Below are 25,700 nucleotides of genomic sequence, written 5' to 3'. Positions count from 1 at the left end.
TGCAATGACAAGAACCGTACTCATAACCGGCGCCGGCAGCGGCCTCGGGCTGACGATTAGCCGCCATCTGTGGCAGCTGGGTTATCAGGTGGCGATGGCGGATATCGCCATCGACGCCGCGGGCGAGGGCGCCCGGCAGATCGATGCCGAGGGGCAGCGCCTGCTGCCCCTGGCGCTGGATATCCGCGAACCCGAACACTTTCACGCTGCGCTGGCGTGGATCGACGAACGATTTGGCGGGCTGGATGTGCTGGTTAACAACGCGGCGCTCACGCTGACCACGCCGATCATGGAGATCTCCGTTGAGGAGTTCGATCGCGTCACCAGCACCAATCTGCGGGGCACCTTTCTCGGCTGTCAGATTGTCGGCCGTTATTTTAGTCAACGCCGACAGGGCAACATTATCAATCTCGCCTCGCTGGCGGGACAAAACGGTGGCACCGCCTCCGGCGCCCATTATGCGGCCTCGAAAGGCGGCATCCTGACGCTGACGAAAGTGTTTGCCCGCGCGCTGAGCGCCGCCGGGGTCAGCGTCAACGCCATTGCCCCCGGCCCGCTCGATTTACCGTCCGTTCATGCGGCGGTGCCGGAAGAAAAAATGCCGGCGCTGCTGGAAATGATCCCGATGAAACGCCTGGGCGATCCGCTGCTGGTCGCCCGCGCGGTAGAACTCCTGGCCGATCCGTCCGCCACCTTTATCACCGGGGCGACCTGGGATATCAACGGCGGCATCTATATGCGTTAAGCCCTGTCAGGGTGGAGAAGAAAGATGGCTGAAACATTGACCGTACGCGTCGCAGAACGCGAAATCCAGGGCACCGATGTGGTGGTCCTGACCCTGACCTCGCTGGACGGCGCGCCCCTGCCGCCATTTAGCGCCGGGGCGCATATCGATCTCTATCTCGGGGAGGAGATCGTCCGCCAGTATTCACTGTGCGGCAGCCCTCATCACCCGCAGCAGTATCGCCTGGGCATTCTCAAGGATCGGACATCGCGCGGGGGATCGCTGGCGGCACATCGGCTCCAGGTCGGCGCCACGGTGACCATCGGCCCGCCGCGCAATCTGTTTGCGCTTGAGATGGATGCCAGCCACAGCCTGCTGATTGGCGGCGGGATCGGGATTACGCCGATGCTGGCGATGGCGGATACGCTGTTCCGCGCCGGAAAATCTTTCGCTATCCATTATTGCGGGCGGCGCCGCGACGGGATGGCCTTTTTGCACGAGCTGGCGGATTGCCCTTTTAGCGACCGCGTCCATCTGCACATCAGCGAGGAAGGGCAAAAAATCCGTCCTCACGAGGTGCTGGCCCCGCACCACTCCGCCGCTCACGTTTACGTCTGCGGCCCGGAAGGGTTTATGGACGATATCGCCGATGCGGCGCGCGGCTGCGGTTATCCGCCCGAACGACTGCATCAGGAGTTTTTTAACCGGGAAGTGGAAACCGGCGGCGCCAGCTTTACCGTCGATGTCCCCGGGCTGGGCGTCACCGTTACCGTCGGGGAGGACGAAACCATTGTCGCCGCGCTGCAGAAAGCGGGGATCAAGGTCAAAGTCTCCTGCGAACAGGGGGTCTGCGGAACCTGTCTCGCCAATGTGTGCAGCGGCGTGCCGGATCACCGCGATGAGTATTTAACCGATGAAGAACGCGAAGATAACGACCAGATTCTGCTGTGCTGTTCGCGGGCCAAAACGCCCCGGCTGGTTATCGAAAGCTTCGAATACGTCAAACTGAAATAACGGATACTGCTATGAACCTGACATCTGATTTCCGTAACGCCATGGCACAGCTGGGCAGCGCCATCACCATTATCACCACCGATGGCCCGGCAGGCCGCTTTGGCTTTACCGCCTCCGCCGTATGCAGCGTCACCGATTCCCCCCCCACGCTGCTGGTCTGTATGAACCGTTCTTCTTTCGCCCATGCCAAATTTAAAGAGAACGGCGTGCTGTGCGTCAACGTGCTCTCTGGTCAGCATCAAAACCTGTCCGCTATCTTCGCCAATAGCCAGCTGCGTTCGGAAGAGCGTTTTTTACACGAGCAGTGGCTGACGCTGGAAACCGGTTCGCCGGTGCTGGCTACTGCCGTCGCCAGCGTCGACTGCACCCTATCCACCAGCCATGAAGTGGGCAGTCACAGCGTGTTTTATTGCGAGGTCAGACAGATTCGTCATCACCAGGCCGGCGACGGGCTGGTGTGGTTCAATCGCCAGTTCCATACCCTTAGCGCGCAGCCGTACCGCTAAGGTTCACCCTGACGAAAAATACCCTATCGCATAATGCCGCCCCATAAGCTTCGGGTTGCATCATGGCGCCAGCTCGTCGGCGCCCTCTTTTCACCTGTACTGGAGTAGATGTGATGTCTGGAACTGCAAGCGATACGCCGGTGAGCACTCCCCAATCAATGCGCAAATTGATTATCGGCTCTTTTCTGGGTAACTCCCTGGAATGGTATGACTTTTTCCTTTACGGCACGGCGGCGGCGCTGGTCTTCGGTCCCCTGTTCTTTCCGGCAACCGATGATCCGCTGCTCGGGGCCTTTCTGGCCTTTTCCGGTTTTGCCATCGGCTTTATCGCCAGGCCGCTGGGCGGCATCGCCTTTGGTCATCTCGGGGATAAATACAGCCGTAAAATGACCCTGATCATCACCCTGACGTTAATGGGCGCCAGTACCTTTCTGATTGGTCTGCTGCCAACCTATGAACACATCGGTATTCTGGCGCCGATCGCCCTGATTACCTTGCGTTTTATCCAGGGCGTCGCCTCCGGCGGCGAATGGGGCGGCGGCGTCCTGATGCTGAGTGAGAATGCCCCGGCGCAGCAAAAAGGCTACTACACCGCCTGGAGCCAGGTGGGGGTGTCCGGCGGATTTGTACTCTCTTCGCTGGCTTTTTATCTGGTGCAACTGCTGCCGCAGGACGATGTGCTGGCCTGGGCGTGGCGCATCCCTTTCCTGCTGAGCCTGTTTATCTTTCTGGTCGGCGTCTATATCCGGCGCAACATTGAGGAAAATGCCGAGTTTGTCGCCCGAAAAAATGAGTCCACGGAGATACAGCTGCCGGTGCTCAGCGCCTTTAAACATCACCCGAAAGCGATCTTGCAGGCCATTGGTCTGCGGCTGGCGGAAAACGGCGCGGTCTACATCTTTTTCACCTTTTCCGTGGTCTATTGCAAACATATCGGCATTGAGACCAGTCAGGTGATCGCCGCCGTGACCATTGCCATGACGGTGGAGATCGCCACGATTCTCGGCTGGGGCTGGCTGTCGGACCGTATCGGCAGGAAAACGCTCTACTATATTGGCGTGACGGGCATGGCGCTGGTCGCCTTCCCGTTCTTCTGGCTGCTACACATGCATAGCTTCCCGGCGATTTTGCTGGCGATGCTGCTGGCGCTGCCGGTGTGTCACGGGGCGATGATCGCCGCCCAGCCGTGCATGATGGTGGAACTGTTTCCGGTAGAAGTCCGTTATACCGGTCTGGCGCTGGGCCACGAGATTGGCGCCGTTATCTCCGGCGGGATAAGTCCGATGCTGGCGGTCGCATTTTTAATGAAATGGGACAGCTACGTCCCCGTGGCGCTGATGCTGCTGGCCTTTGCATTGCTGGCCCTGGTGGCGCTGTTCAGTATTCGTCAGCCCGCGACGCCGCGCCAACAGCAGCCGGCGCTGTAAACATCCGCGGTTCGGTCCGCAGGGATGCGCGCTGATCCGGCAACCCGAACCGCCGGCTGAGGCTAACGCCTGTCGCCGCTCTGATAAATTTAATTTTAAACAAAACAATGGATAAACAGGCACTTATTGCCGAGAGATAAAAAATCTATCCACGCCACAATAACGCCTAATTATTATTCATATATCAGTATGTTTGGTTTATCAGAAAGGCAATATTTATGAAAAAACTCATTCTCACTCTGGTTACCGCAGCGCTGTTGCTGCCGACCCTCTCGGCTCAGGCGACTTACCGCAGTGATAACCGTCAGGACTCACGCGACATCCGCCAGGATTCACGCCAGGGCGGACGCGATGCCAAACAGCAGTGCGTCAGAGATAACAATCAAAGCAACGCCAGCTGCCGCCAGGATAAACGCGATAACCGCCGCGATGGCCGCCAGGATGCGCGCGACGAAAAATGGTAAGTTAAGCGCGAACGGGCAGGCGTGGTTACCGCGCCCGCCTTCCCCTGCCCTTGAGATTCAGCGCAACGCCTCCCCCCTTATCAGCAATGCCAGCCTGCCTGCGGGCGGATCAACGCGTCAGGTTTAAGCTTTCCAGGGGAAAGGGGCGATCCTGGACCACGGTTTTCATCACCAGCGTCGATCGCAAATGCTGCACGCCGGGCATCGCCGAGAGCTTGTCATCATAGAGTTTTTGAAACGCCGGGAGATCCCGGGTGACCACGTGCATCAGATAGTCCGGATCGCCAAACAGCCGCTGAGCCAGCACGATCTGGGGGATCTCTTCAACCGCCTCTTCAAACGCGCTCACCGCTTTTTTATCACCCTCTTTTAAGGTCGCAAACACGATGGCCAGGAAATTAAAGCCCATTTTCAGGGGATCGAGGTTGGCCCGATAGCCGGTAATAACCCCATCCTGCTCTAACGCCCGCAGCCGTCGATGACAGGGAGAGAGGCTCAAATTGACCCGTTCAGCCAGCTCGGTAATCGACAGACGACCATCGGATTGCAGCTCAGCAATAATTTTTCGATCTATGCTATCCATTTGGAAGATTTTCTCTTAAACAGGGGGTTTTAAGCATAACATTGAAAACTTATTTCCCGGAAATCCCGATATTCTTTTCCTCTACAGCACACGGATACGGACGGGAGATCGTTATGCGCAATACCTTGAAACACGGTGGAGAGAGCCGGTCATGGAGATGAGTTTTATCGCCGGGTTCTGGGTTGTCTCCTTCCTGCTGATCATCACCCCCGGTGCCGACTGGGCCTATACCATTAGCGCCGGCATCCACGGACAACGGGTGCTTCCTGCGGTGATCGGGCTGATGTCCGGGCATCTGCTGGCGGCCATTATCGTGATCGCCGGGATCGGCGTAGCCGTCACCGGCCACCCGCTGGTGCTGTCGCTGATCACTCTGCTGGGCGCAGCCTATCTGCTGTGGCTGGGGATCGCGATTTTGCGTCACCCCGCCACGCCTGGCGCCGCAACACAGCAGGCCGGAAGCTGGAACCGTTGGGCGCTAAAAGGGTTATGTATTAGCGGGCTGAATCCAAAAGTCTTTCTCTTATTCCTCGCCCTGTTGCCACAATTTACCGATCCTGCAGGTCGCTGGCCGGTTGCGCTGCAAATGTCGGCCCTGGGAAGCATTCACCTGTTGACCTGTACACTGATCTATTTCCTGGTTGGCTACGGGTCAAAAAGGCTATTAACCCACCGGCCAGAGGTGGCAAGAAGAGTCAGCATGACCTCCGGAGCGATGATGGTGGCGATAGCCATCCTGCTATTCTGCAGCCAGCTGAAATAACGCCGCCGACGTCGGATGAACAAAATAGATTCACGCCGGTTTAAGTTATTTGTGCCCTCTCGACAGGGGGCCATCGCTCTGTCTGAATATTTCGCGGCAAGGATTTGAATCTATTCGCCGTGGAAAACATCGTTTCCCTCAGATACCGGGGAAAGACTCCAGATAACTCCAGTAATCCTCATAACCCCCCAAAACACCGGCTTAACAAACAACAAGATAGCCAAAACCCTCAAGCAAAAGGCGTTAAATAACTCCAGTAAACCCCTGACCTCCGCCATTTTCAGCGCGCTACGCTTACGAAATCGCCCTCCGGCCCTGTGCCGAAATTAAGCCCCGTGGTGAGGGGACGCTGGTGTCTCCGGGCTTATTATTACTATTCTCAAACATAATTTTGCAGTATGGTTTAATCGCTGTTGTAGTGATGCGGTGAATGCTACCCAGGCGAGTATATCGTTCTTCGCGTTCTGCGAAGTGCTTCGCGGAATATTCACCAGGCCAGAGCCGAATTCACTTTTGTGAGGAATGGCAGCGGTTAACGGGCATTTAATTATTACCAGACCAGACACAAAAATCATTCAACCTGCGCTGAGGCGACAAGGGAGAACCCGGAGATGATTTATCCATTCCCGGCTGCTGAGAGATCCGCCAATCGTGATAGCTCATGGCAGCGCGGCATGTATCAGGATGTCGATATCCGTTGGGCTAGCGCCAGAGCGATGCCCTGCGCCCCTGTATCCCCGGCGTGCGCAACCAGGAGGAATGAAGGATGATCGGGACATGCTCCCCCCCAGGAACAGCGTCATTGTTTAACAAAAATAGATTTAATTCATTGCATTACATGAAGTCATTGGTTCCAGAGCATGGAGATACTTCATGATTCAACTAAATACCTGCCTTCTGATGACCCGGTTCAGCTTGATACAAGCTGGAGTACGTTACACGTTTTAAAAGCACCTGGCGCGATGGCGAAATATAAGCGAAAAGATGTTCAATCGGACAACAATACTGGCCTGACGACAACGAATAGTTCGTAATGCACGCCTGCAATTAAAAGGGAATATAATGAAGAATAATGCCGATATCAAAAAAAGGAACTTCCTTACTCAGAATGAGATTGAGTCGCTTCTTAAAGCAGCGAACACCGGGGCACATGCTGCCCGAAACTATTGCCTGACCTTACTCTGTTTTATTCATGGATTTCGCGCCAGTGAAATTTGTCGCCTGCAAATCTCTGATATTGATTTACGTTCTAAGTGTATTTACATCCATCGTCTTAAAAAAGGTTTTTCCACTACTCATCCTTTACTCAATAAAGAAATACAGGCATTGAAAAACTGGCTGGATATTCGAAAAGCCTATCCGCATGCCGACAGTGAATGGCTGTTTTTATCGCGCAAAGGTAATCCTCTTTCCCGCCAACAGTTTTACCAGATTATATCCTCCTCCGGAGACACCGCCGGATTAACGATTGAAATTCATCCCCATATGCTTCGCCATTCATGCGGATTTGCGCTGGCGAATATGGGTATCGATACCCGCCTTATTCAGGACTACCTTGGCCACCGAAATATCCGCCATACCGTCTGGTATACCGCGAGCAATGCCGGGCGTTTTTACGGCATCTGGGACAATGCAAAAGAGAAGCAGCGTCACAGCATTTTGCAATGACGGTCCGGGCGTCAAAAGGAGTTGACGCCTGATACTCGCGATGGCGTGAAAATGACCAGCTGTCGCTGAACACATTAATAAATATTAACCATGCGTTAGTTACGATTATTGTTCCCACAAGTTCTTACTTCATTCATAATACGTTTCCTGCTGATATCCTTGTAAATATTCAGGATTTCAATTCGTTATTTATTGTTTGGTTAAACCATTCAGCATTATATTTTCCGTCCAAAGCCATCTCTTCATTAACTTTTTTCCCTGTGATTTGATGTACCTGGCGAGAAGCCTTGATGCCGCTATTGTGATATGCCATAAAATCTATAAAAATAAGAATTGTCGTGTAGCTATATTTTAACTATGTGTAAATGTAATGTGACCATCTATTTTTGCAGCGCCAACATCATGGCAACGTGAAGAATGAACTGTATCTGTGCCTTCATATAATACGCCTTTAACACTGCGGATTATTTTTTAACCGTCCTGATAATTGCTTCAGGGCGCTGTCTTTGTGCAAATTAATTTCAGGAGCATTGTATTGTGAATCGACGTCGTTTTCTTACCGCCAAAGAAGTTCAGGCAATGATGCAGGCGGCACGGCAGGGTCCAACCGGAGAGCGGGATTATTGTCTTATCCTGCTGGCCTTTCGTCACGGGATGCGCATCAGCGAACTGCTCGATCTGCACTATCGCGATCTTGACCTCAATGAGGGTCGCATCAACGTCCGTCGGTTGAAGAATGGATTTTCGACCATCCACCCGCTGCGATTCGACGAGCTGGAAGCCATTGCGCGCTGGACCCAGGTTCGCGCCGGCTGGAAGGCGGCACAAAAAACCAATGCGATTTTTATTTCCCTCCGGGGCACTCAGCTTTCCCGCCAGCAGGCCTATCGGATTATTCGTAGCGCCGGCGAAGAGGCCGGAACCGCCACCCATACTCACCCGCATATGCTGCGCCATGCCTGCGGCTATGAACTTGCGGAAAGAGGCACAGATACACGTTTAATTCAGGATTATCTGGGTCATCGCAATATTCGGCATACAGTGCGTTATACCGCCAGCAATGCCGCGCGTTTCGCGGGATTGTGGGAAAGAAATAACCTGCTTGAAGAAAATTCTCACGGCACAAAGAAATGACATATTCATTTGATAAATAAGGATAAATTTAAAAATGAACAAGTCAATTGGGGCCAAACTGTTTATATCATAAAAATGTTTTGCAAACTTTTGCAACCGGCAAGTACATATATTCTCACAAATTAAATTCATCTGATTGATTATTATCACATTTTACCATTAAGAAACTTTACTTATCTCTTCATCCTTTCCGCTTACCCGTCATCTCATCCGCCCTGACCTCGCCCGATGACCGCCCTTCTTCAAAACAAAAAACCAGACAATAAACCCAACAAAAACCAATAAAACAGACCAATACACCAACAAAAATCTCAAAAAACCAAAAAATAAGTCATTTATCTCAATGAGTCAAAATGGCCCCAATTGACTCATCAGTTGGGCGAAAACTGCGCAGAGCCGGCAGTCGAACCATTCGGCTGATATATGGAATGCCTGGAAGGCACGACGACTGCCAATTTCGGTTCGTAATATCGACATTGTTTAAAGGAAAACAGCATGAAAATCAAAACACTGGCTATCGTTGTTCTGTCAGCCCTGTCTCTGAGTTCCGCGGCGGCCCTGGCTGACACCACCACGGTTAATGGCGGCACAGTGCATTTTAAAGGGGAAGTGGTCAACGCGGCCTGTGCCGTTGATGCTGGCTCTATCGATCAGACCGTTCAACTGGGCCAGGTTCGTTCAGCCAAACTCGCTACTGCAGGCAGCACCAGCTCTGCGGTCGGTTTTAACATCCAGCTGGATGATTGCGATACTACCGTCGCAACCAAAGCTTCCGTTGCCTTCTCCGGTACTGCCGTAGACAGCACCAACACCACCGTTCTGGCACTGCAGAACTCTGCGGCCGGTGGCGCGACGAACGTCGGCGTACAGATCCTCGACAGCACCGGGACTCCGCTGGCGCTGGATGGTGCAACCTTCGGTGCAGCAACCACGCTGAACGACGGCACCAACATCATTCCTTTCCAGGCTCGCTACTACGCGACTGGCGCGGCAACAGCAGGTACCGCTAACGCCGACGCGACCTTCAAAGTGCAATACGAATAATTCACTCATCACGCAAGGACGCAGCTCGGGCCAGGATGGCCCGTTATCCACAACAGGACTGGGGTGATAACGATGCAAGGAATGAAATCTGGCCTGCTGTTTTTTTTACTGTCGCCGCTCGCGCTGGCCGGAAACCACTGGAATGTGACGTTACCCGGCGGAAATATGCGCTTTCAGGGCGTCATTATTGCCGAATCCTGCCGCGTTGAAGCAGGAGACCAGCAGTTGACGGTCAACATGGGACAGATCAGCAGCAATCGGTTTCATTCGCCAGGGGAAGATACTGACCCTGTTCCTTTCGATATTCATCTCCAGGATTGCAGCACCGCCGTCAGTCAACGGGTTGGTGTCGCCTTTCATGGCGTCGCCGATGGCAAAAATCCGGACGTGCTCTCGGTTGGCGAAGGCCCCGGCATCGCAACCGGTATCGGCGTCGCGCTGTTCGACAAAGAAGATCGCCTGATTCCGCTCAACAGCCCAGCGGGCGCCTGGTCACGACTGTATACCGGCCCCACCACGCTCCATTTTGTCGCTAAATATCGGGCGACCGGACATCAGGTTACCGGCGGAGCCGCAAATGCTCAGGCCTGGTTCTCTCTGACCTATCAGTAATTAACCAGCAGGCATACCGGATGCAGGACATAACGGTGAGTATAAAAGGGGAAAACGTGAGAAAAACACTGGGGATGACACGCTGCTTACTGGCGGGCTTATTGATGATAGCGACCGCCGGTTTCGCTGCGCGTGCCGAAGCGGGCGTGGCGCTGGGAGCCACCCGAGTTATTTATCCCGCCGGACAAAAACAGGTTCAGCTGGCGGTGACCAACAATGACGACAACAGCACCTATCTGATTCAGTCGTGGGTCGAAAACGCCGACGGTCAAAAAGACGGGCGCTTTGTGATAACCCCACCGCTGTTCGCTATGCAGGGCAAAAAAGAGAATACGCTGCGCATAATCGATGCGACCAACGACAAGCTGCCGCAGGATCGAGAAAGTTTGTTCTGGATGAACGTGAAGGCCATCCCCTCGATGGATAAATCAAAGCTTAGCGATAACACGCTGCAGCTGGCGATTATCAGCCGCATCAAGCTCTACTACCGCCCGGGGAAACTCGCGCTGTCGCCGGATCAGGCGGCGGAGAAGCTGACGTTTCGCCGTAGTGCCAACACGCTGACGCTGATCAATCCCACGCCCTACTACCTGACGGTGACCGAACTCAATGCCGGCACCCGGGTGCTGGAAAATGCGCTGGTCCCACCGATGGGGGAAGCCTCGGTCAAAATCCCGTCCGACGCCGGACGCGACATCACCTACCGGACGATTAACGACTACGGCGCACTGACCCCACGGATGAAGGGCGTACTGCAATAACCACGGGGAAATAGCGTTATCCCCTGAAATATAAAAAGAACTGACAGCCGGGCGACTTCGGACCGGAGGGACTATGTCACATCTGAAATATGGATCGGACCGCCTGGGTGCCCGGCATGCGCGGCGCCGCGCGTCGGGATCGGCTCGCGTATTTGCCCGGTTCCCTTTGGCCCTTTTGCTTGCCATGCAGGCCTTTTCCGCGCAGGCGGAACTTTACTTTAACCCGCGTTTCCTCGCCGATGATCCTGCCGCGGTGGCAGATCTGTCGAGTTTCGAAAAGGGTCAAGAGGTGCCGCCGGGCACCTATCGCGTCGATATCTACCTGAATAACGGCTTTATGACCACCCGCGATGTCACCTTTAAGAGCGGAGAGAACCACCACGGCCTGGCCCCCTGCCTGACCCGCGGCCAGTTGGCCAGCATGGGCGTCAATACCGCCGCCGTGGCCGGTATGAATGCCCTCGCGGCCGATGCCTGCGTGCCGATGGCGGAGATGATCAAAGAGTCGACCAGCCGTTTCGACGTCGGCCAACAGCGCCTGTACCTCACCGTGCCGCAGGCTTTTATGGGCAATCGTGCGCGCGGATATATCCCGCCCGAACTGTGGGATGACGGCATCACCGCCGGGCTGCTGAACTACAACTTTACCGGCAACAATGTCCATAACGATATCGGCGGCAGCAGCAACTATGCCTATTTGAATCTGCAAAGCGGCCTCAACCTCGGCGCCTGGCGCCTGCGCGATAACACCACCTGGAGCTACAGCAGCGGCGGCAGTTCATCGAGCAACGAGAATAAGTGGCAGCACGTCAACAGCTGGCTGGAGAGGGATATTGTCCCCCTACGCTCGCGCCTGACGCTCGGCGACAGCTATACCAACGGCGACGTGTTCGATGGCATCAACTTCCGCGGGGCCCAGTTGGCCTCTGACGACAATATGCTGCCGGATAGTCAGAAGGGGTTTGCTCCGGTGATCCACGGAATTGCCCGTGGCACGGCGCAGGTCTCGATCAAGCAAAACGGCTATGAGATCTATCAAAGTACGGTGCCGCCGGGACCGTTTACGATCGACGATCTCTATGCCGCCGGTAACGGCGGCGATCTGCAGGTCACCATCAAAGAGACCGACGGCACCCGCCAGGTCTTTACCGTGCCGTGGTCAACGGTGCCGGTGCTGCAGCGTGAGGGCCATTCGCGCTTCGCCCTGACGGCGGGGGAATATCGCAGCGGCAACGACCAGCAGGAGAAGCCGAAATTCTTCCAGGGGACGCTGCTGCATGGCCTGGCGGCGGGCTGGACGCTGTACGGCGGCTCCCAGCTTGCCGACCGCTACCGTGCCTTTAACCTCGGCGTCGGCAAAAACATGGGCGAGTTCGGCGCCGTATCGCTGGACGTGACCCAGGCAAACGCCACGCTACCTGACGACAGCAAGCATCAGGGGCAGTCGCTGCGTTTTCTCTATAACAAATCGCTTAACGAAGTCGGCACCAATATTCAGCTGGTCGGCTACCGCTACTCCACGCGGGGCTATTACAGCTTTGCCGATACCACCTATAGCCGGATGAGCGGCTACGACGTCGAGACCCAGGACGGCGTTATCCAGGTGAAGCCCAAATTTACCGACTACTACAACCTCGCCTACAGCAAACGCGGCAAGGTGCAGGTCAGCGTCACCCAGCAGCTGGGACGCACCGCCACGCTCTACCTGAGCGGCAGCCATCAGACCTACTGGTCAACCGGCAAAGCGGACCAGCAGCTGCAGGCCGGGCTGAACGCCGCGGTGGACGATATCAACTGGACGCTGAGCTACAGCCTGACCAAAAACGCCTGGCAGCAGGGGCGCGACCAGATGCTGGCGGTCAACGTCAACATTCCGTTCAGCCACTGGCTGCGCTCAGACAGCAAATCAGTCTGGCGCCACGCCAGCGCCAGCTACAGCATGTCGCACGATCTCGATGGCCGGATGACCAACCTGGCCGGGCTGTACGGCACGCTGCTGGAGGACAATAACCTGAGCTACAGCGTGCAGACCGGTTATGCCGGCGGCGGCAACGGTGGGAGCGGCGGCACCGGATACGCGGCGCTGAACTATCGCGGCGGCTACGGTAACGCCAACGTCGGCTACAGCCGCAGCGATGGCCTGAAACAGCTGTACTACGGCGTGAGCGGCGGCGTGCTGGCTCATGGCAACGGCGTCACCTTGAGCCAGCCGTTGAACGATACGGTGGTGCTGATTAAAGCCCCGGGCGCCGACAACGTGAAGGTGGAAAACCAGACCGGGGTACGTACCGACTGGCGCGGCTATGCGGTGTTGCCGTACGCCACCGAATATCGTGAGAACCGCGTGGCGCTGGACACCAACACGCTGGCGGACAACGTCGACCTGGATGATGCGGTGGTCAGCGTGGTGCCCACGCACGGCGCCATCGTGCGCGCAGATTTCAAAGCGCACGTCGGCATGAAGCTGCTGATGACGCTAACCCGTCATGGCAAGCCGGTCCCGTTTGGCGCCATGGTGACCTCAGCCAATAACCAGAGCGGCAGTATCGTGGCCGATAACGGGCAGGTCTATCTGAGCGGTATGCCGCTGGCCGGCAAAGTGCAGGTGACATGGGGTGAAGGCCCCGATGCCAGCTGCGTGGCCGAGTATCAGCTGCCGCAAGAGAGCCAGCAGCAGGCGCTGAGCCAGCTGTCCGCCGTCTGTCGCTAAGGAAGAAATAATGATGACCAAATCGCTGTATCTGCTGGGGGCCGTGCTGTCGCTGACCATCGCCAACGCTTTCGCGGCCGACAGTACCATTACCATCAGCGGATATGTCCGGGATAACGCCTGCGCGGTGGCGGGCGAGTCGAAAGACTTTACCGTCGACCTGATGGATAACGCCGCTAAGCAGTTCAACACCATCGGCGCGACAACGCCGGTGGTGCCGTTTCGCATCGTGCTGTCGCCCTGCGGCAGCTCGGTGACTGCGGTCAAAGTGGGCTTCACCGGCGTGGCGGATAACGACAACACCAGCTTGCTGAAGCTGGACAGCGGCGCGTCGGCCGCGGCGGGCATGGGGGTGCAGATTCTCAATGGTCAGCAGACGATGCTGCCGCTGAACGCCCCCTCAACGGCAATCGCCTGGACGACGCTGACGCCCGGGCAGACCAATACCCTGAACTTTTATGCGCGGTTGATGGCCACCCAGGTGCCGGTTACCGCCGGGCACGTCAACGCGACAGCGACATTCACGCTGGAATTTCAGTAACCGGAGGTTGAGATGAAATGGATTCCCCGAGAATGGCTTCTGGCGAGCGCGCTGATACTGGCCTGCTCTCCTCTACAGGCGGCCGATATCACGATCACCGTTAACGGCAAAGTGGTCGCCAAACCCTGCACGGTCTCGACCACGAATGCCACCGTCGATCTCGGCGACCTGTATACCTTTAGCCTGGTCTCGGCAGGCGCCGCTTCGGCCTGGCACGGGGTGTCGCTCGATCTGAGCAATTGCCCCGTCGGCACCTCGCGCGTCACCGCCAGCTTTAGCGGCACCGCAGACGCCACCGGGTATTACAAAAACCAGGGCACCGCCGGCAATATCCAGCTGGAGCTGCAGGATGACGGCGGAACGACGTTGAACAACGGCGCCACTAAATCAGTCCAGGTCGATGATTCCACGCAGTCCGCCCGCTTCCCGCTGCAGGTCAGAGCCTTGACGGTCAACGGCGGCGCCACCCAGGGAACCATTCAGGCGGTGATTAGCGTCACCTACACCTACGCCTGAATCAGGAGAGTAAGTTGATGAAAAAAATGATTACCCTGTTGACCACGCTGCTGCTGTTGGGCTGGTCGGTTAATGCCTGGTCCTTTGCCTGCAAAACCGCGACCGGGGCGACAATCCCCATCGGCGGCGGCAGCGCGAACGTCTACGTCAACCTGACGCCGGCGGTGAACGTCGGGCAGAACCTGGTGGTCGATCTCTCCACGCAAATCTTCTGCCATAACGACTATCCGCAAACCATTACCGACTACGTGACCCTGCAACGAGGCTCCGCCTATGGCGGGGTGCTGTCGAGCTTTTCCGGCACCGTAAAGTACAACGGTACCTCCTACCCCTTCCCCACCACCACGGAAACCGCGCGGGTCATCTATGATTCAACCACCGATAAACCGTGGCCTACCGTGCTCTATCTGACGCCGGTCAGCACCGCTGGCGGGGTGGCGATCACCTCCGGTTCCCTGATCGCGGTGCTCATTCTTCACCAGACCAACAACTATAACAGCGACTCCTATCAGTTTGTCTGGAACATTTACGCCAACAATGATGTCGTGGTGCCGACCGGCGGCTGCGATGTCTCCGCTCGCGATGTTACGGTAACGCTTCCGGATTACCCTGGCTCTATGGCCGTTCCGGTGACGGTGCACTGCGCGCAAAACCAGAATCTTGGCTACTACCTTTCCGGCACCACCGCCGATACCGCCAATTCGATCTTCAGCAATACCGCTTCGACATCGGCGGCGCAGGGGATTGGCGTACAGATGACGCGTAACGGCAGCATCGTGCCCGCCAACAGCACGGTGTCGCTGGGTACGGTCGGTACTTCGCCGGTCAATCTGGGGCTAACCGCCACCTATGCGCGAACCACGGGTCAGGTGACGGCAGGTAATGTGCAGTCCATTATTGGGGTGACGTTTGTCTACCAGTAATGGCTGCGCGACGCAGGCCTCCCCGCCGGTGGACTATATTCTTTCGCCCTGTGCGATCGCCGCCGAGGGGCTCTCTTCCATGATGGACGACGGCGGTCTGCTGCGGCCCAGGCACCTGTTCCCTCAGCTTCACGAGGCGCTGTTAATCCCCGATATTGTGACCGTCAGGCGTATCGTGGTTTTTTTACCCGACGATCCGTTCTGGCTGCTGCTCACTCTGCGACAGGCGGGGCTGCTGCTGAAACACAGCGCCGTTCCGCTGCCGATGCTGATCCTCAGCCGCAGCCCGGCCAACTGGCTGTGGCAAACGCTGTTACATCAGGTCGGCAAGCCGCGCCATCTGGCCAGGGTACGGGCCGTGGCCTCTGATTTACCCTGTCGACAGCTGGCGGCACTGCTCAGCCCCGACGCCGGACAAAGCTATCCCCTGCTGGCGCAGCTGGCGTCTCAGGAGAGTGTCATCTGCGCTAAACCGGCCGCCGGCGTGAGCAAACCGGAACTGAGCACCGCGCTGGACTGGCTGCGGGGATTCAGCATCAATCATCAGGCGCAACGTCGGGGGCTTAGCCACAAAACCCTCTACACCCAGAGAAGCTCAGGACTGAAAAAGATGGTGGAACATCATCCCCATCTGGCCAGCCGTTTTCCCGGCAGCCAGACCAAAGGACAGAAAACGAGCGCGGTTGCCGCGCTCTCCGCTTTTGAACGCGAGTTCATCCATGCCATTCACTGCCGGCAAGTTTTTCCTGTGTTTCAGCCCATTACCGATGGCCGCCTGATATTACAGGGCATCGAAGTGCTGTCGCGTTGGCGACGCAATGGCGATGTGCTGTTGCCTGGCGAGTTTCTGCCGCAGATACGCTCGGAGTATGCCTGGCTGCTGCTCACGGCATTTGTCCTGCAGGAGGCCGTACAGAATATCAATCAATATCCGGGCGACTATTATTTCGCGGTTAACATCCCGCCGGTCATCGCCAACAACGCCAACATTATCCGGATGATGGAGGCGGCCCGTCAGCAGCTGCAGGAACCGCAGCAGGGGGAGAGGCTGGTACTGGAATTTGCCGAAACTGTCGATCTCAATCGTCACAGTAAAACGGGCGACACGATCGCCCGCTTACAGCAGCAGGGCTTTCGCATCATGCTCGACGACTGCTTTTCGCGTAGCAGCGTCCTGTTTCCGGTCCGCACCGTGCGCTTTAATGAGTACAAGCTGGATATCAGTATCGTGAACGATCTGCAGCGGGATCCCCATGCTCTGGCGCTGATCAAAAGCCTGATCTACTACTGCCAGCTCTCCGGTAGCCGCTGCATTGCCGAAGGGGTCGATAGCCTGGAAAAATTTAATATGCTGAAGGCGTTGGGGATCGATCGCTTTCAGGGCTATCTGATCTCACCGCCGATCACCGGCGATAATCTGGCGGATCTTATTCAGCGTTTTTCGCCGGGGCGCTATCCCACCAGCATTGCCGGGTAAATCCCGCCCATTTTCAGCTCCGTCCTGCATGAAAAACCCCGGCCATCCGGGTCGGGATTCTCCGTTAAGCCTCAGCCCCGATGCCGATTGAAACCGCCATTGGGATCGATGGCAGAACCCCTGGCGCGGCGGGAATTACGGGGGTAGTCCGCCAGCTCTTGATGAGCAGCAGCGGGCTGTTGGTAGCGGGGCGAGGCTGCTCAGCCGTCTCCGTTTCTCAGTCTGGTTACGTATCAGGCCGCTCACCTTGTGAGATCGACGGCACATTTCAAAGAGGCATTTGACGGCAGAAGCAATGAGTCCGAGGGTAGGTTTGAGCGAGGAGTGGGTATTCAACTTCAAGGGCATTATCTGATTTTTTCTGTGCTAAAGTGTTATCTCCGTTTCCAGTAGCGTACCGTTTCCGATGTAACGATTTTCTCTTTTTAACAGTGCTTATCTTCCGCGTTGCCTGTCGGCTACGTGGGTTTCTGTTATTTAAGATGAGAATCTTTCTGCATGAACACGTTGCTGTTTGCGCTCATTGGCGCACTGCGTAGCCATCGCTGGCTACGCCTGCTTGGTTTTGCCTATATCCTGTCATCGCTGGGCAATGGGCTTACTCAGGTCATTATTTTCGGCCAGCTTTTACACTGGCAGGCTTCTTCTGCAACGCTTACCCTGGTGTATATGCTATCGATGCTGCCCAGCTTTGTTGGCAGCATCTGGGGCGAAATGCTGTGTAAGACAACCTCACCACTGCTGATCCTGATTTTTACTGAGATACTTGGTCTGCTTGCGCTTGTTTTTCCATTGTATGGTTTGCTGCATCATAACGTCCCGGCCCTGTTGGTCGTGCAGTGTGCGGAAGCACTGTTCAGCGGCATAAGCTACCCGGCGCTGACGTTATTGTTTAAACGCGGATTACGTCATGATCAACTCCCTGCTGCAACGGCCATGGAAACCATCATTTTTGCCTCACAGGTTTTGTTGGGTACCGGCTTGGGGGTTCTCCTGTTTGACTTGATTACGCCTGTGCATCTACTCGCCATTGATGCCCTCAGTTTTACGGCTTCAGTGGTTCTGCTTATGATGTCCGTTTCTACCTTTCGCGGAGCACAACCGCAACCTGCAGAGGCTACGTCTGGCCGAAAGAAACCGCTCTGGCACGCCATATCTCCCTTGCAAAAAAGAAGCATTATGCTGTTACCCGCACTTGCCGCTGTGGGATCACCAGCAATGGCGCTTTTACCTGCACTGGCACAAGAAATCCGGCCTGAGGATTCAGCCAGACTGGCATTACCGCTACTTTTTGCGCGCAGCCTGGGGCAGCTCTGCGGGCCGCTCATGCTTGATGCCCGTAAATTGCAGCAATTTAGCGCGAATAACGGCATATTGCTTATATGCCTGGGGACATTTATCGGAAGCTATTTTTTATTACCCCTATCCGCCGGATATCCCTGCGTCGGGCTAAGTCTGATCTTCAGTGCGCATATGGCATCGAATATTGTATTTTCTTTGGGTACTTTCGGTATTCTTAGAAACTTCCCGCAAACACACGTTGCGAAAGCCAGTGCGATGGCATGGCGCGGACAGGTACTGACCGCCGCTGTTTCCACCGGTATAACCAGCGTGATAGCGCAATACTTTGGCGCATTTAACGCACTCTACAGTGTTTCGTTGTTCAGTCTGGGAGCGGTCGGCGTTTTGCTCTGGTTGAATCGAATGAGCAACACAAAATAAAGTCAACCTCGCCTTCAAGTTTACGCTAAGTCCAGGTGGCAAAGCGCACGCCTTGCCACTGCCCGAACTCACAAGATATCGCACCTTGTCAGGCGGTAAAAAAAATAAAAGTCCCTGACGGACTTCGCACCAGGCCGGTACGACGATGCTGGCCGGAATATTGGCTTTAAATGGGATAAGACTATGGGTTCACAGGTATCCGCAGCGGATGATTCACTGCTGCGGCACAGGGCGTTCGTCACCTTTTGGCTGGCGCGCACCTGTTCATCGTTCGGTTTTCAAATGTTTTCGGTGGCCGTAAGCTGGCAAATTTATGCCATCACCCATAGCGCGATGGCGCTCGGGATGATCGGTCTGATGCAATTCTTACCCTCGGTCCTGTTGGCTCTCCCTGCGGGACACCTCGCGGATCAGTTCGATCGGCGGCGGATTGTGCTGCTTGGCCAGTTCATTGAATGGGTGGCGTTACTCGGACTGGTCGCGCTGACGTTGCTGCATTGGGCGGACAAGATTGAGATTTGGGGACTGGTCTTTTTAATCTCGGTGGCAAAAGCGCTGGAGTGGCCGGCGATCACCTCGATGCTGCCAGCCCTGGTGCCGCCGCCGATCCTCGCGCGCGCGATGGCGGCCAGTTCCGTCGGAGGACAGGCGGCGGTCATTATCGGCCCAACGCTTGGCGGTCTGCTGTACGTGGCGGGTCCGGAAGTCGTGTATGCCGTATCTGCGCTGTTCTATCTGTTCTCTATTGTGCTGGTTAGCCAGCTGCGCTACGAGCGGCCGCCGCAAACCCGTCTGCCGATGAATCTCACTAACCTGTTTGCCGGCGTGCATTTTATCCGCGAGCGAAAAGATGTGCTGGGCGTGATCTCGCTCGATCTGTTTGCCGTCCTCCTTGGCGGCGCGACGGCGCTGTTACCGATCTTCGCCCAGGATATTCTCCATACCGGCCCCTGGGGACTGGGGATGCTGCGCGGCGCGCCCTCGGTCGGCGCGCTGTTGGTCGGCGTCTGGCTCAGCCGCCACAAGCTGGAAAAGAACGTGGGCCTGATCATGTTCGCCTCGGTGGCCGGCTTTGGCCTGGCGACGCTGGTGTTTGCGCTTTCTTCTCAGCTGTGGCTTTCCCTGCTGGCGCTGGCCGCGCTGGGCGGGTTTGATATGGTGAGCATGGTGATTCGCGGCGCGCTGGTGCAGCTGGATACGCCTGATGATATGCGCGGCCGGGTCAATGCGGTGAACGCCATCTTCATTAATACTTCAAACCAGCTTGGGGAGTTTGAATCTGGTCTGCTGGCAGCGTGGATGGGCGCCGTACCGGCCGCGGCGCTTGGCGGGATTGGCACGCTGGTGGTAGTGGCTATATGGATGACCATTTTCCCACACCTGCGCAAAAGGCAGAAGCTGGAAAATGAAGGGCCGGGCTGACGACAGAAATGCTCCCGGTCGCGACTTCAGACGTCAGGCGGCATGCCGAAACCCTGCTGGCGCAAGAATATTATTCGCCATCATCGCCAATAACAGGCACCCCGGATGCAGGAGCCCTTCATCATCTAAAATTAAGCACCGGCTTAGACCGGTGCTTTTATTTCAGGCCCGGATATCATCGTACTCGCGGGTATTATCAAACTCATGTTTCGCGAACGGACATAGCGGGATAATTTTACGCTGTTCTCCGCGCATCTTTTCCACCACTTTCGCTACCAGCTGTTTGCCTACACCTTGTCCTTTCAGGCTCTCATCGACATCGGTATGTTCAATAATGCTGAGATGCTCGCCGGTGGGAACAAACACAATTTCCGCGACCTGATTCCCTGCCGCATCGTTGACGTAAAACTTGTTATGGCCTTCCAGTATTTCCATCATTTCCTCACTTATTTCTGGCGATACTTCAGGGCGCCGCTCGGGCAGGTGTCGATCACGCGCACGACGGTGGCAACATCCACTTCATCCGGGATGATCCACGGCTTACGCTTCAGGTTGAAGAGTTTTGCACTACCGCGAACGCAGTTCCCCGAGTGCTGGCAGATGTCCGTGTTGAAGTAGACATCAATCTTCTCGCCGGTGTATGCGCGGTAGCCCGCCTCCAGTAATTCCTTATCCATGACATTGCCTCAGTTATTTTTCTTGTTCAGCAGCTAAGCATAGCCCCGCCGCGGAACGCCAGCTATGGTGAGATCAAAAATCACCTTCATATATGTCATAAGATTTATCGCATTGATGCGAAATAAACGATTTTATATTCACTTTTCCTGCGGGAGCGGCACTGACGTCCCCCTAAAATAGACAGCCCGTCTCTTCCCTTTGCTTTTATTTCCCCGAAAGGGCGATTAAACTCACTCCACAATGGTACGAGCGCTCAGGAATTATCCTTTGAATTATCGAGTGAAGCTGGCACGTCCGGTGCTATTATTCATGTTCTTATTTCTCTCTGGTTGTTCATTATCACCAGCGATTCCGGTATTAGGCGCCGCATTTCCTGGCTGGTTTTTCTGTTTATTGGGCGGCGTGCTGTTACTCATTCCCTGTCATATCCTGATCGTCCGCAAAGGCTGGCAATCACGTTTTTCTCCGCTGGTATTCAGCTACCTGGCTCTGATGTTCCTGTTCGCCACGCTCCTGTGGTTCCTTTTCTTTGTTTACTAAGCCCCTATGACAAACTCCAGCCCAAGCGTATTACGGAAAAAGTGGCCTCTGCTGGCCCTCGTCCTCGCCGCGATCGTGGCGCTTATCCTGGTTATCTGGCAGCTTCAGACCTCGCCGGAAACTAACGACGCCTACGTCTACACCGATACCATCGACGTGGTGCCGGAAGTGAGCGGCCGGATCGTAGAGATGCCCATCCGCGACAACCAGCGGGTGAAAAAAGGCGATCTGCTGTTTCGTCTCGATCCGCGCCCTTATCAGGCGATGCTCGATGACGCCCGGGCCAGGCTGACCACGCTGGATGCGCAAATCATGCTGACCCGGCGCACAATTAAGGCGCAGGAGTACAACGCCCAGTCCGTCGCCGCCGCGGTAGAACGCGCGAAGGCGCTGGTAAAACAGACCACGTCGTCACGCACGCGTCTTGAACCGTTAGTCCCGCAGGGCTTTGCTTCACAAGAAGATCTCGACCAGGCGCGAACCGCCGAAAAAGCCGCCCGCGCGGAACTCGACGCCACTCTGCTGCAAGCGAAACAGGCTTCGGCCGCCGTTACCGGCGTTGATGCCATGGTTGCCCAGCGGGCGGGGATACTGGCGCAGATCGCGCTGGCGGAACTGCACCTGGAATTTACCGAAGTCCGGGCGCCTTTTAACGGCGTGGTGGTGGCGCTGAAAACCACCGTCGGCCAGTACGCCTCGGCGTTAAAACCGGTATTTACCTTAATGGATGACGACCGCTGGTATGTCATCGCCAACTTCCGCGAAACCGATCTTAAAAATGTCCGCCCCGGCGTAGCGGCCAGAGTCACCATCATGACCAATCATGATAAATCGTTCGCCGGCGTAGTCGATTCCGTCGGCTCCGGCGTGCTGCCTGAAGGCGGGAGCGTAATTGAAGGTCTGCCGATTATTCAGAAGAGCATCAACTGGGTTCATGTTTCGCAGCGTTTCCCGGTGAAGATCGCGGTGAAAGATCCTGACCCTGAACTCTTCCGTATGGGCGCCTCTGCCAGCGCCGTTCTTCAGCCTCAGTAAGGAGGCGCTATGCAGAACGTCTGGTCATTTTTGCACCGGGAACTCCGCGACGCGCCGGGGCGAGCAAACTACACCCTGCGCCTGACCCTGAGCTGCGCGGTGCTGATCGTCCTGTTTATGACCCTGCAGATCCCTTTTTTAGCCGTGGCGCTGATCGTGGTGTTTTACGTCAGCCAGCCTAATGTGCTGATGATAAAGCTGGTGAGCGTGGTCTTTTTCCTCACCGTCAGCGTGGCGCTGGGCTGCGTGCTGCTGATCATCAAATGGACTTATGACTATCCGCTGATCCGCCTGGTCGCCTCGGTAACGCTGTTTTTCGGCGCCATCTATCTGATGCGGGTGTTGGGCAAGCTGGGGCTGGCCTTTTTCGTGGTCGCCCTGGTCGTTATTTACGCACAGACTTTCCCTTCGATGACCAGCCAAAGTGAGATTCTGGTACGTCTGCTGCTCTGGCTATGGGTGGTCATCAACCTCGCCATCGTGGTCACGCTGCTGGTCAACGCCGGTTTTCAGCAGGCTTTTCCCGGCTATCAGTTCAAAGCGAGGATGGTATTCTTGCTCCGCCAGGTGGCGGCGCTTCTCGCTCGTCCGGACGCCCGTTCTCCGCCGACGTTCAAAGAAATTGCCGAACAGTTCGCCCAGCTTCAGTCTCTGTATCAGCAGGCGACCCGCTCCAGCCCCGAGATAGCCGATAGCCCGCAGGCGTGGCAATCCCTGATGGCCGCCACGCTTCACTGCTATCATCTGGCCGCGCTGCTGCAGCCGGAAGCATCCCCTTCCGCCGGGCGTCTGCAGCTTGCCGCCGCGCTCTCGACGCTGGCGCAGAATCTGGACGTCAGCACGCTTCCGGCAACCCTGCCGGAGGCCAGCGCGCGGGATACGGCGAACGGCGTAATTTTGCAGGAGATGGTCACCACGCTGAGCCGGCTGGCGCGCGGCGAACCGGTGCCGCTGCCGGCGGGCGAAGAGGAAAAAGCCCCCCTGCTGCTGCCTGACGCCTGGTCGAACCCCGCGTATTTGCACTTCGCGCTCAAAACGCTGCTGGCAACGCTACTGTGCTACGTTTTTTATACCGCCGCCGACTGGCAGGGGATCCATACGATTATGCTCAGCTGTGTGATTGTCGCCCAGCCGGGGCTCGGCGCAACGCTGCAGAAAACCTGGCTGCGAACAGGCGGCGCTCTGCTCGCTACCCTGCTGGCGCTGTTAATGATCGTCTTTATTCAGCCGCATACCGAATCACTCGTCGGCCTGCTGGCGATGACTCTGCCGGTGATGGCGCTGTCGGCCTGGATAGCTGCGGGGTCTGAACGCATCGCCTATGCAGGGATTCAGATAGGCTTTACCTTCTCGCTGGCGTTTCTCAGTTGGTTTGGCCCGCTGACCAATTTGACCGAGCTGCGCGATCGCGTCATCGGTATTTTACTCGGCGTGCTGGTCTCTTCGATTGTCCATCTCTACCTGTGGCCGGATAGCGAAGCCCCGCAGCTCAAATCGCGGCTGGCCGATCTCTACCGGCGGATTGCGGATGACCTGCGCGCCAGTCGCGATGAGGTAAAATTAGTGCCGCTGTTTCACGCCCTGAACAGCGCCGAAACGCTGATGCATCGGGTGGCGGCTGAACCGCTGAATGCTTATGCTCACCCGCATCCCGAGGCAAAAACCTGGCCGGTGAAGGCCACCTGGACGCAGGCCCTCGAAATCGTACGCTTCAGCGAAGGGTACCGGCTGTACGCTGCCCCGGAAGATACCGTTCTGCGCCACTGCGCCGGGTCGCTCGAGGCCTATGCCGATGATATCGACCAGCAGCGGGCGCCCGTGCCGTTCGGCGAGCTTCGACCCGCCCCCGGTAATCCTTTTGGCCCCCCGCTGGTCACCCTGCTGACGACATTACCGAGCTGGTCGTCCGCACCTTCACCGCTTTTGCGACAGGCAGATAAGTCATGACAAAAATGGACACCGCAGCCCGCTTCCTGCGCTACTCACCGCTCGCCTTCGTCCTGACGCTGGTCACCGGCTGCGCGTTAATTCAGGACGATCCGGGCCAGGTCACTATCGTGAACCCGCAGCAGGCTGAACTCGCGCAGGTGATTCACCTGGCCAACAGCGGCTGGCCAGCAGCCAGATGGTGGGAGGGTTATCACGATGCCCAGCTTAATATGCTGGTCAACCGTGCGCTGCAAAACTCCCCGACCATGCAGGCCGCCCGGCTGCGGATTGCGCAATCGCAGTCCACCGTAGAACTGGCGCAGTCGGCAATGGGTGTCCAGGCCACCGCCGTGGCGGCCCAGAACCGGCTGCGGGTTACCAACAAGCAGTTCACCTGGCCCTACTCTTACTCGCTGCCGGTCGATAAAAACGGTCCGTGGTACACCCTGAACACCGTCGGCGTCGGTGCCACGCTGAATATTGATTTATGGGGTGCCGATCGCGCCCGCGTTGCCGCCGCCATTGGCGAGAAAAATGCGCGTCAGGCTGAAACGGCGGGAATCGAGCTGGATCTCGCCAGCAGCGTGGCGCAGCTGTACTTTGCCATGCAGGCCACCTTCCAGAAGATGACGTTGTTGAATCAGCTGGAAGAGATTGCCCGTCTCTCTGTGCAGGCCCATGAGCACCGTACCCAGCGCGGCGTTGAGGATAGCGTGGATATCGCCAATGCCCAGGCCGAGCTGCTGGCGGCGCAGCAGCAGGTCATTACGGCAAACGGGACGCTGACGCAGTACCGGGAAACATTGCGGGCGCTGATCGGCGCCGATGCGCACAGCATGCCGGAGATCCACCCGGTCCCCCTGCCGACGCTACAGGAAACGCTGCCCGACTCGCTCTCCTTTGAACTGTTGGCCCGCCGCCCGGATCTCCAGGCGCTGCGCGGCTATGTCACGGCGTCATTAAGCCAGGTCGATGCGGCGAAGGCGGCGTTTTACCCGCACTTTGATATCAAGGCCTTCTGGGGATACAACGCCCTGAGCGTCGGGGATCTGTTTAAATCGTCCTTCCAGCAGATCAACCTGCTGCCGGGGCTGTATCTGCCGATCTTCGACGGCGGCCGGCTGAATGCCAATCTGCAATCGGTCCGTACCGCCAGCAATATTCTGATCAAACAGTACAACCAGGCGGTACTGGATGCCGTGCGCGATGTGGCGATCGGCTCCAGCGAGCTGAACGATCTTAATCAGCAGGTGGTGCTGCAGAAGCTGAAGGTGACGGCCGCCATGGCCACCTCCCGCAGCGCCAGCGCCCACTATCAGCGGGGGCTGGTCAGCTACTATGCGGCTCAGGAAGCGCGTCGGCCCGTCATCGCCCAGCAATTGCTCCTGCTGGATATCGAGGCGCAGCGGCTGAGCAGCGACATTACGCTGATTAAGGCATTAGGCGGAGACTACCGCGGCCCGGCGCTGGAGAATCTGGGGAAAGAGACGCGCTGAGGCGCCCCTTG

General features: G+C 56.7%; 25 protein-coding genes. 22 read left to right on the top strand and 3 right to left on the bottom strand.

The window, feature by feature from the left end; translation table 11 throughout:
* The first annotated feature begins 4 nt into the window (after positions 1–4).
* The 5 genes from GRPL_RS16900 to GRPL_RS16920 all read left to right on the top strand — a co-directional run bounded on the left by GRPL_RS16900 (position 5) and on the right by GRPL_RS16920 (position 4,135).
* Complete coding sequence (locus GRPL_RS16900; RefSeq protein WP_032698836.1) at positions 5–745, top strand: SDR family NAD(P)-dependent oxidoreductase; 741 nt, start codon at positions 5–7, stop codon at positions 743–745.
* A 24-nt stretch (positions 746–769) separates the two neighbouring features.
* The gene (locus GRPL_RS16905; RefSeq protein WP_032698835.1) at positions 770–1,738 is read left to right on the top strand and encodes a PDR/VanB family oxidoreductase; all 969 of its coding nucleotides are present in this window, start codon (positions 770–772) and stop codon (positions 1,736–1,738) included.
* An 11-nt stretch (positions 1,739–1,749) separates the two neighbouring features.
* Entirely contained in the window at positions 1,750–2,244 is a 495-nt protein-coding gene (locus GRPL_RS16910) for a flavin reductase (protein WP_032696699.1), read from the top strand.
* 158 nt (positions 2,245–2,402) lie between these two features.
* Positions 2,403–3,671 (top strand): MFS transporter, encoded by a 1,269-nt coding sequence (locus GRPL_RS16915; protein ID WP_032696697.1) that lies wholly within the window; start codon positions 2,403–2,405, stop codon positions 3,669–3,671.
* A 218-nt stretch (positions 3,672–3,889) separates the two neighbouring features.
* Positions 3,890–4,135 carry a hypothetical protein gene (locus GRPL_RS16920; protein ID WP_032696696.1) on the top strand — a complete coding sequence of 82 codons (246 nt, stop codon included), beginning with the start codon at positions 3,890–3,892 and terminating at the stop codon, positions 4,133–4,135.
* 109 nt (positions 4,136–4,244) lie between these two features.
* Here GRPL_RS16920 and GRPL_RS16925 read toward each other — a convergent pair whose 3' ends face one another.
* Positions 4,245–4,718 (bottom strand): Lrp/AsnC family transcriptional regulator, encoded by a 474-nt coding sequence (locus tag GRPL_RS16925; protein ID WP_032696695.1) that lies wholly within the window; start codon positions 4,716–4,718, stop codon positions 4,245–4,247.
* 151 nt (positions 4,719–4,869) lie between these two features.
* Here GRPL_RS16925 and GRPL_RS16930 point away from each other — a divergent pair, with 151 nt between their 5' ends.
* The 13 genes from GRPL_RS16930 (at position 4,870) to GRPL_RS16990 (ending at position 20,011) form a co-directional block, all read left to right on the top strand.
* Positions 4,870–5,481 carry a LysE family translocator gene (locus tag GRPL_RS16930; protein ID WP_032698833.1) on the top strand — a complete coding sequence of 204 codons (612 nt, stop codon included), beginning with the start codon at positions 4,870–4,872 and terminating at the stop codon, positions 5,479–5,481.
* A gap of 1,062 nt (positions 5,482–6,543) precedes the next feature.
* Positions 6,544–7,149, top strand: coding sequence for a tyrosine-type DNA invertase (locus tag GRPL_RS16935; protein WP_032698832.1), 606 nt, complete (start codon positions 6,544–6,546; stop codon positions 7,147–7,149).
* Between the two features lie 537 nt (positions 7,150–7,686).
* On the top strand, positions 7,687–8,283 hold the full coding sequence (fimE, locus tag GRPL_RS16940; RefSeq protein WP_032690843.1) for a type 1 fimbria switch DNA invertase FimE: 597 nt from the start codon (positions 7,687–7,689) through the stop codon (positions 8,281–8,283).
* Between the two features lie 495 nt (positions 8,284–8,778).
* The gene (gene fimA, locus GRPL_RS16945) at positions 8,779–9,327 is read left to right on the top strand and encodes a type 1 fimbrial major subunit FimA (protein ID WP_032690842.1); all 549 of its coding nucleotides are present in this window, start codon (positions 8,779–8,781) and stop codon (positions 9,325–9,327) included.
* 72 nt (positions 9,328–9,399) lie between these two features.
* A complete protein-coding gene (gene fimI / locus GRPL_RS16950; protein ID WP_032690841.1) occupies positions 9,400–9,939 on the top strand; it encodes a type 1 fimbrial minor subunit FimI in 540 nt (179 codons plus the stop codon).
* Positions 9,940–9,974: 35 nt separating this feature from the next.
* Positions 9,975–10,700, top strand: coding sequence for a fimbria/pilus periplasmic chaperone (locus GRPL_RS16955; RefSeq protein WP_032696874.1), 726 nt, complete (start codon positions 9,975–9,977; stop codon positions 10,698–10,700).
* A gap of 73 nt (positions 10,701–10,773) precedes the next feature.
* A complete protein-coding gene (locus GRPL_RS16960) occupies positions 10,774–13,410 on the top strand; it encodes a fimbrial biogenesis usher protein (RefSeq protein ID WP_032698831.1) in 2,637 nt (878 codons plus the stop codon).
* A gap of 10 nt (positions 13,411–13,420) precedes the next feature.
* A complete protein-coding gene (gene fimF / locus GRPL_RS16965) occupies positions 13,421–13,951 on the top strand; it encodes a type 1 fimbrial adaptor subunit FimF (protein WP_032690839.1) in 531 nt (176 codons plus the stop codon).
* A 12-nt stretch (positions 13,952–13,963) separates the two neighbouring features.
* Positions 13,964–14,467: a type 1 fimbrial minor subunit FimG gene (gene fimG, locus GRPL_RS16970; RefSeq protein ID WP_032690838.1), complete on the top strand. Its 504-nt coding sequence runs from the start codon at positions 13,964–13,966 to the stop codon at positions 14,465–14,467.
* Between the two features lie 17 nt (positions 14,468–14,484).
* Positions 14,485–15,390, top strand: a complete 906-nt coding sequence (locus GRPL_RS16975; RefSeq protein ID WP_032690837.1) for a fimbrial protein — start codon at positions 14,485–14,487, stop codon at positions 15,388–15,390.
* A 28-nt stretch (positions 15,391–15,418) separates the two neighbouring features.
* Positions 15,419–16,867, top strand: coding sequence for an EAL domain-containing protein (locus tag GRPL_RS16980; RefSeq protein WP_050500292.1), 1,449 nt, complete (start codon positions 15,419–15,421; stop codon positions 16,865–16,867).
* Between the two features lie 498 nt (positions 16,868–17,365).
* Entirely contained in the window at positions 17,366–18,589 is a 1,224-nt protein-coding gene (locus GRPL_RS16985) for an MFS transporter (protein WP_032698828.1), read from the top strand.
* Between the two features lie 183 nt (positions 18,590–18,772).
* A complete protein-coding gene (locus tag GRPL_RS16990; protein ID WP_032698827.1) occupies positions 18,773–20,011 on the top strand; it encodes an MFS transporter in 1,239 nt (412 codons plus the stop codon).
* A gap of 162 nt (positions 20,012–20,173) precedes the next feature.
* Here GRPL_RS16990 and GRPL_RS16995 read toward each other — a convergent pair whose 3' ends face one another.
* Positions 20,174–20,446 (bottom strand): GNAT family N-acetyltransferase, encoded by a 273-nt coding sequence (locus GRPL_RS16995; protein ID WP_004867312.1) that lies wholly within the window; start codon positions 20,444–20,446, stop codon positions 20,174–20,176.
* An 11-nt stretch (positions 20,447–20,457) separates the two neighbouring features.
* Positions 20,458–20,688, bottom strand: coding sequence for a 4Fe-4S mono-cluster protein YjdI (yjdI, locus tag GRPL_RS17000; protein WP_015585797.1), 231 nt, complete (start codon positions 20,686–20,688; stop codon positions 20,458–20,460).
* Between the two features lie 310 nt (positions 20,689–20,998).
* Here yjdI and GRPL_RS17005 point away from each other — a divergent pair, with 310 nt between their 5' ends.
* From GRPL_RS17005 to GRPL_RS17020, 4 genes are read left to right on the top strand one after another with little or no spacing between them, the layout of a single operon-like run.
* Positions 20,999–21,229, top strand: a complete 231-nt coding sequence (locus tag GRPL_RS17005; protein ID WP_369974010.1) for a YtcA family lipoprotein — start codon at positions 20,999–21,001, stop codon at positions 21,227–21,229.
* A 6-nt stretch (positions 21,230–21,235) separates the two neighbouring features.
* The gene (mdtN, locus tag GRPL_RS17010) at positions 21,236–22,264 is read left to right on the top strand and encodes a multidrug transporter subunit MdtN (RefSeq protein WP_015585795.1); all 1,029 of its coding nucleotides are present in this window, start codon (positions 21,236–21,238) and stop codon (positions 22,262–22,264) included.
* Positions 22,265–22,273: 9 nt separating this feature from the next.
* Positions 22,274–24,211, top strand: a complete 1,938-nt coding sequence (locus tag GRPL_RS17015) for an FUSC family protein (RefSeq protein WP_032698826.1) — start codon at positions 22,274–22,276, stop codon at positions 24,209–24,211.
* A gap of 5 nt (positions 24,212–24,216) precedes the next feature.
* Positions 24,217–25,689: an MdtP family multidrug efflux transporter outer membrane subunit gene (locus tag GRPL_RS17020; protein WP_172619927.1), complete on the top strand. Its 1,473-nt coding sequence runs from the start codon at positions 24,217–24,219 to the stop codon at positions 25,687–25,689.
* Positions 25,690–25,700 lie beyond the last annotated feature (11 nt).

Origin of the sequence: Klebsiella planticola ATCC 33531 (genome assembly GCF_000735435.1) — a bacterium.
In the GTDB taxonomy this organism is placed as follows: domain Bacteria; phylum Pseudomonadota; class Gammaproteobacteria; order Enterobacterales; family Enterobacteriaceae; genus Klebsiella; species Klebsiella planticola.
This window is presented reverse-complemented; position numbering and strand designations above follow the sequence as displayed.

What these genes read in the sequence shown, in the direction of transcription:
- GRPL_RS16910 (WP_032696699.1), top strand. Translation starts at nt 1,750, where the DNA reads ATGAACCTGACATCTGATTTCCGTAACGCCATGGCACAGCTGGGCAGC.
- mdtN (WP_015585795.1), top strand. Translation starts at nt 21,236, where the DNA reads ATGACAAACTCCAGCCCAAGCGTATTACGGAAAAAGTGGCCTCTGCTG.
- GRPL_RS16935 (WP_032698832.1), top strand. Translation starts at nt 6,544, where the DNA reads ATGAAGAATAATGCCGATATCAAAAAAAGGAACTTCCTTACTCAGAAT.
- GRPL_RS16920 (WP_032696696.1), top strand. Translation starts at nt 3,890, where the DNA reads ATGAAAAAACTCATTCTCACTCTGGTTACCGCAGCGCTGTTGCTGCCG.
- GRPL_RS16930 (WP_032698833.1), top strand. Translation starts at nt 4,870, where the DNA reads ATGGAGATGAGTTTTATCGCCGGGTTCTGGGTTGTCTCCTTCCTGCTG.
- GRPL_RS16990 (WP_032698827.1), top strand. Translation starts at nt 18,773, where the DNA reads ATGGGTTCACAGGTATCCGCAGCGGATGATTCACTGCTGCGGCACAGG.
- GRPL_RS16900 (WP_032698836.1), top strand. Translation starts at nt 5, where the DNA reads ATGACAAGAACCGTACTCATAACCGGCGCCGGCAGCGGCCTCGGGCTG.
- GRPL_RS16905 (WP_032698835.1), top strand. Translation starts at nt 770, where the DNA reads ATGGCTGAAACATTGACCGTACGCGTCGCAGAACGCGAAATCCAGGGC.
- GRPL_RS16995 (WP_004867312.1), bottom strand. Translation starts at nt 20,446, where the DNA reads ATGGAAATACTGGAAGGCCATAACAAGTTTTACGTCAACGATGCGGCA.
- GRPL_RS16985 (WP_032698828.1), top strand. Translation starts at nt 17,366, where the DNA reads ATGAACACGTTGCTGTTTGCGCTCATTGGCGCACTGCGTAGCCATCGC.
- GRPL_RS16915 (WP_032696697.1), top strand. Translation starts at nt 2,403, where the DNA reads ATGCGCAAATTGATTATCGGCTCTTTTCTGGGTAACTCCCTGGAATGG.
- fimA (WP_032690842.1), top strand. Translation starts at nt 8,779, where the DNA reads ATGAAAATCAAAACACTGGCTATCGTTGTTCTGTCAGCCCTGTCTCTG.
- GRPL_RS16960 (WP_032698831.1), top strand. Translation starts at nt 10,774, where the DNA reads ATGTCACATCTGAAATATGGATCGGACCGCCTGGGTGCCCGGCATGCG.
- GRPL_RS17005 (WP_369974010.1), top strand. Translation starts at nt 20,999, where the DNA reads ATGTTCTTATTTCTCTCTGGTTGTTCATTATCACCAGCGATTCCGGTA.
- GRPL_RS17020 (WP_172619927.1), top strand. Translation starts at nt 24,217, where the DNA reads ATGGACACCGCAGCCCGCTTCCTGCGCTACTCACCGCTCGCCTTCGTC.
- fimF (WP_032690839.1), top strand. Translation starts at nt 13,421, where the DNA reads ATGATGACCAAATCGCTGTATCTGCTGGGGGCCGTGCTGTCGCTGACC.
- GRPL_RS16975 (WP_032690837.1), top strand. Translation starts at nt 14,485, where the DNA reads ATGAAAAAAATGATTACCCTGTTGACCACGCTGCTGCTGTTGGGCTGG.
- fimI (WP_032690841.1), top strand. Translation starts at nt 9,400, where the DNA reads ATGCAAGGAATGAAATCTGGCCTGCTGTTTTTTTTACTGTCGCCGCTC.
- GRPL_RS16925 (WP_032696695.1), bottom strand. Translation starts at nt 4,718, where the DNA reads ATGGATAGCATAGATCGAAAAATTATTGCTGAGCTGCAATCCGATGGT.
- fimG (WP_032690838.1), top strand. Translation starts at nt 13,964, where the DNA reads ATGAAATGGATTCCCCGAGAATGGCTTCTGGCGAGCGCGCTGATACTG.
- GRPL_RS17015 (WP_032698826.1), top strand. Translation starts at nt 22,274, where the DNA reads ATGCAGAACGTCTGGTCATTTTTGCACCGGGAACTCCGCGACGCGCCG.
- yjdI (WP_015585797.1), bottom strand. Translation starts at nt 20,688, where the DNA reads ATGGATAAGGAATTACTGGAGGCGGGCTACCGCGCATACACCGGCGAG.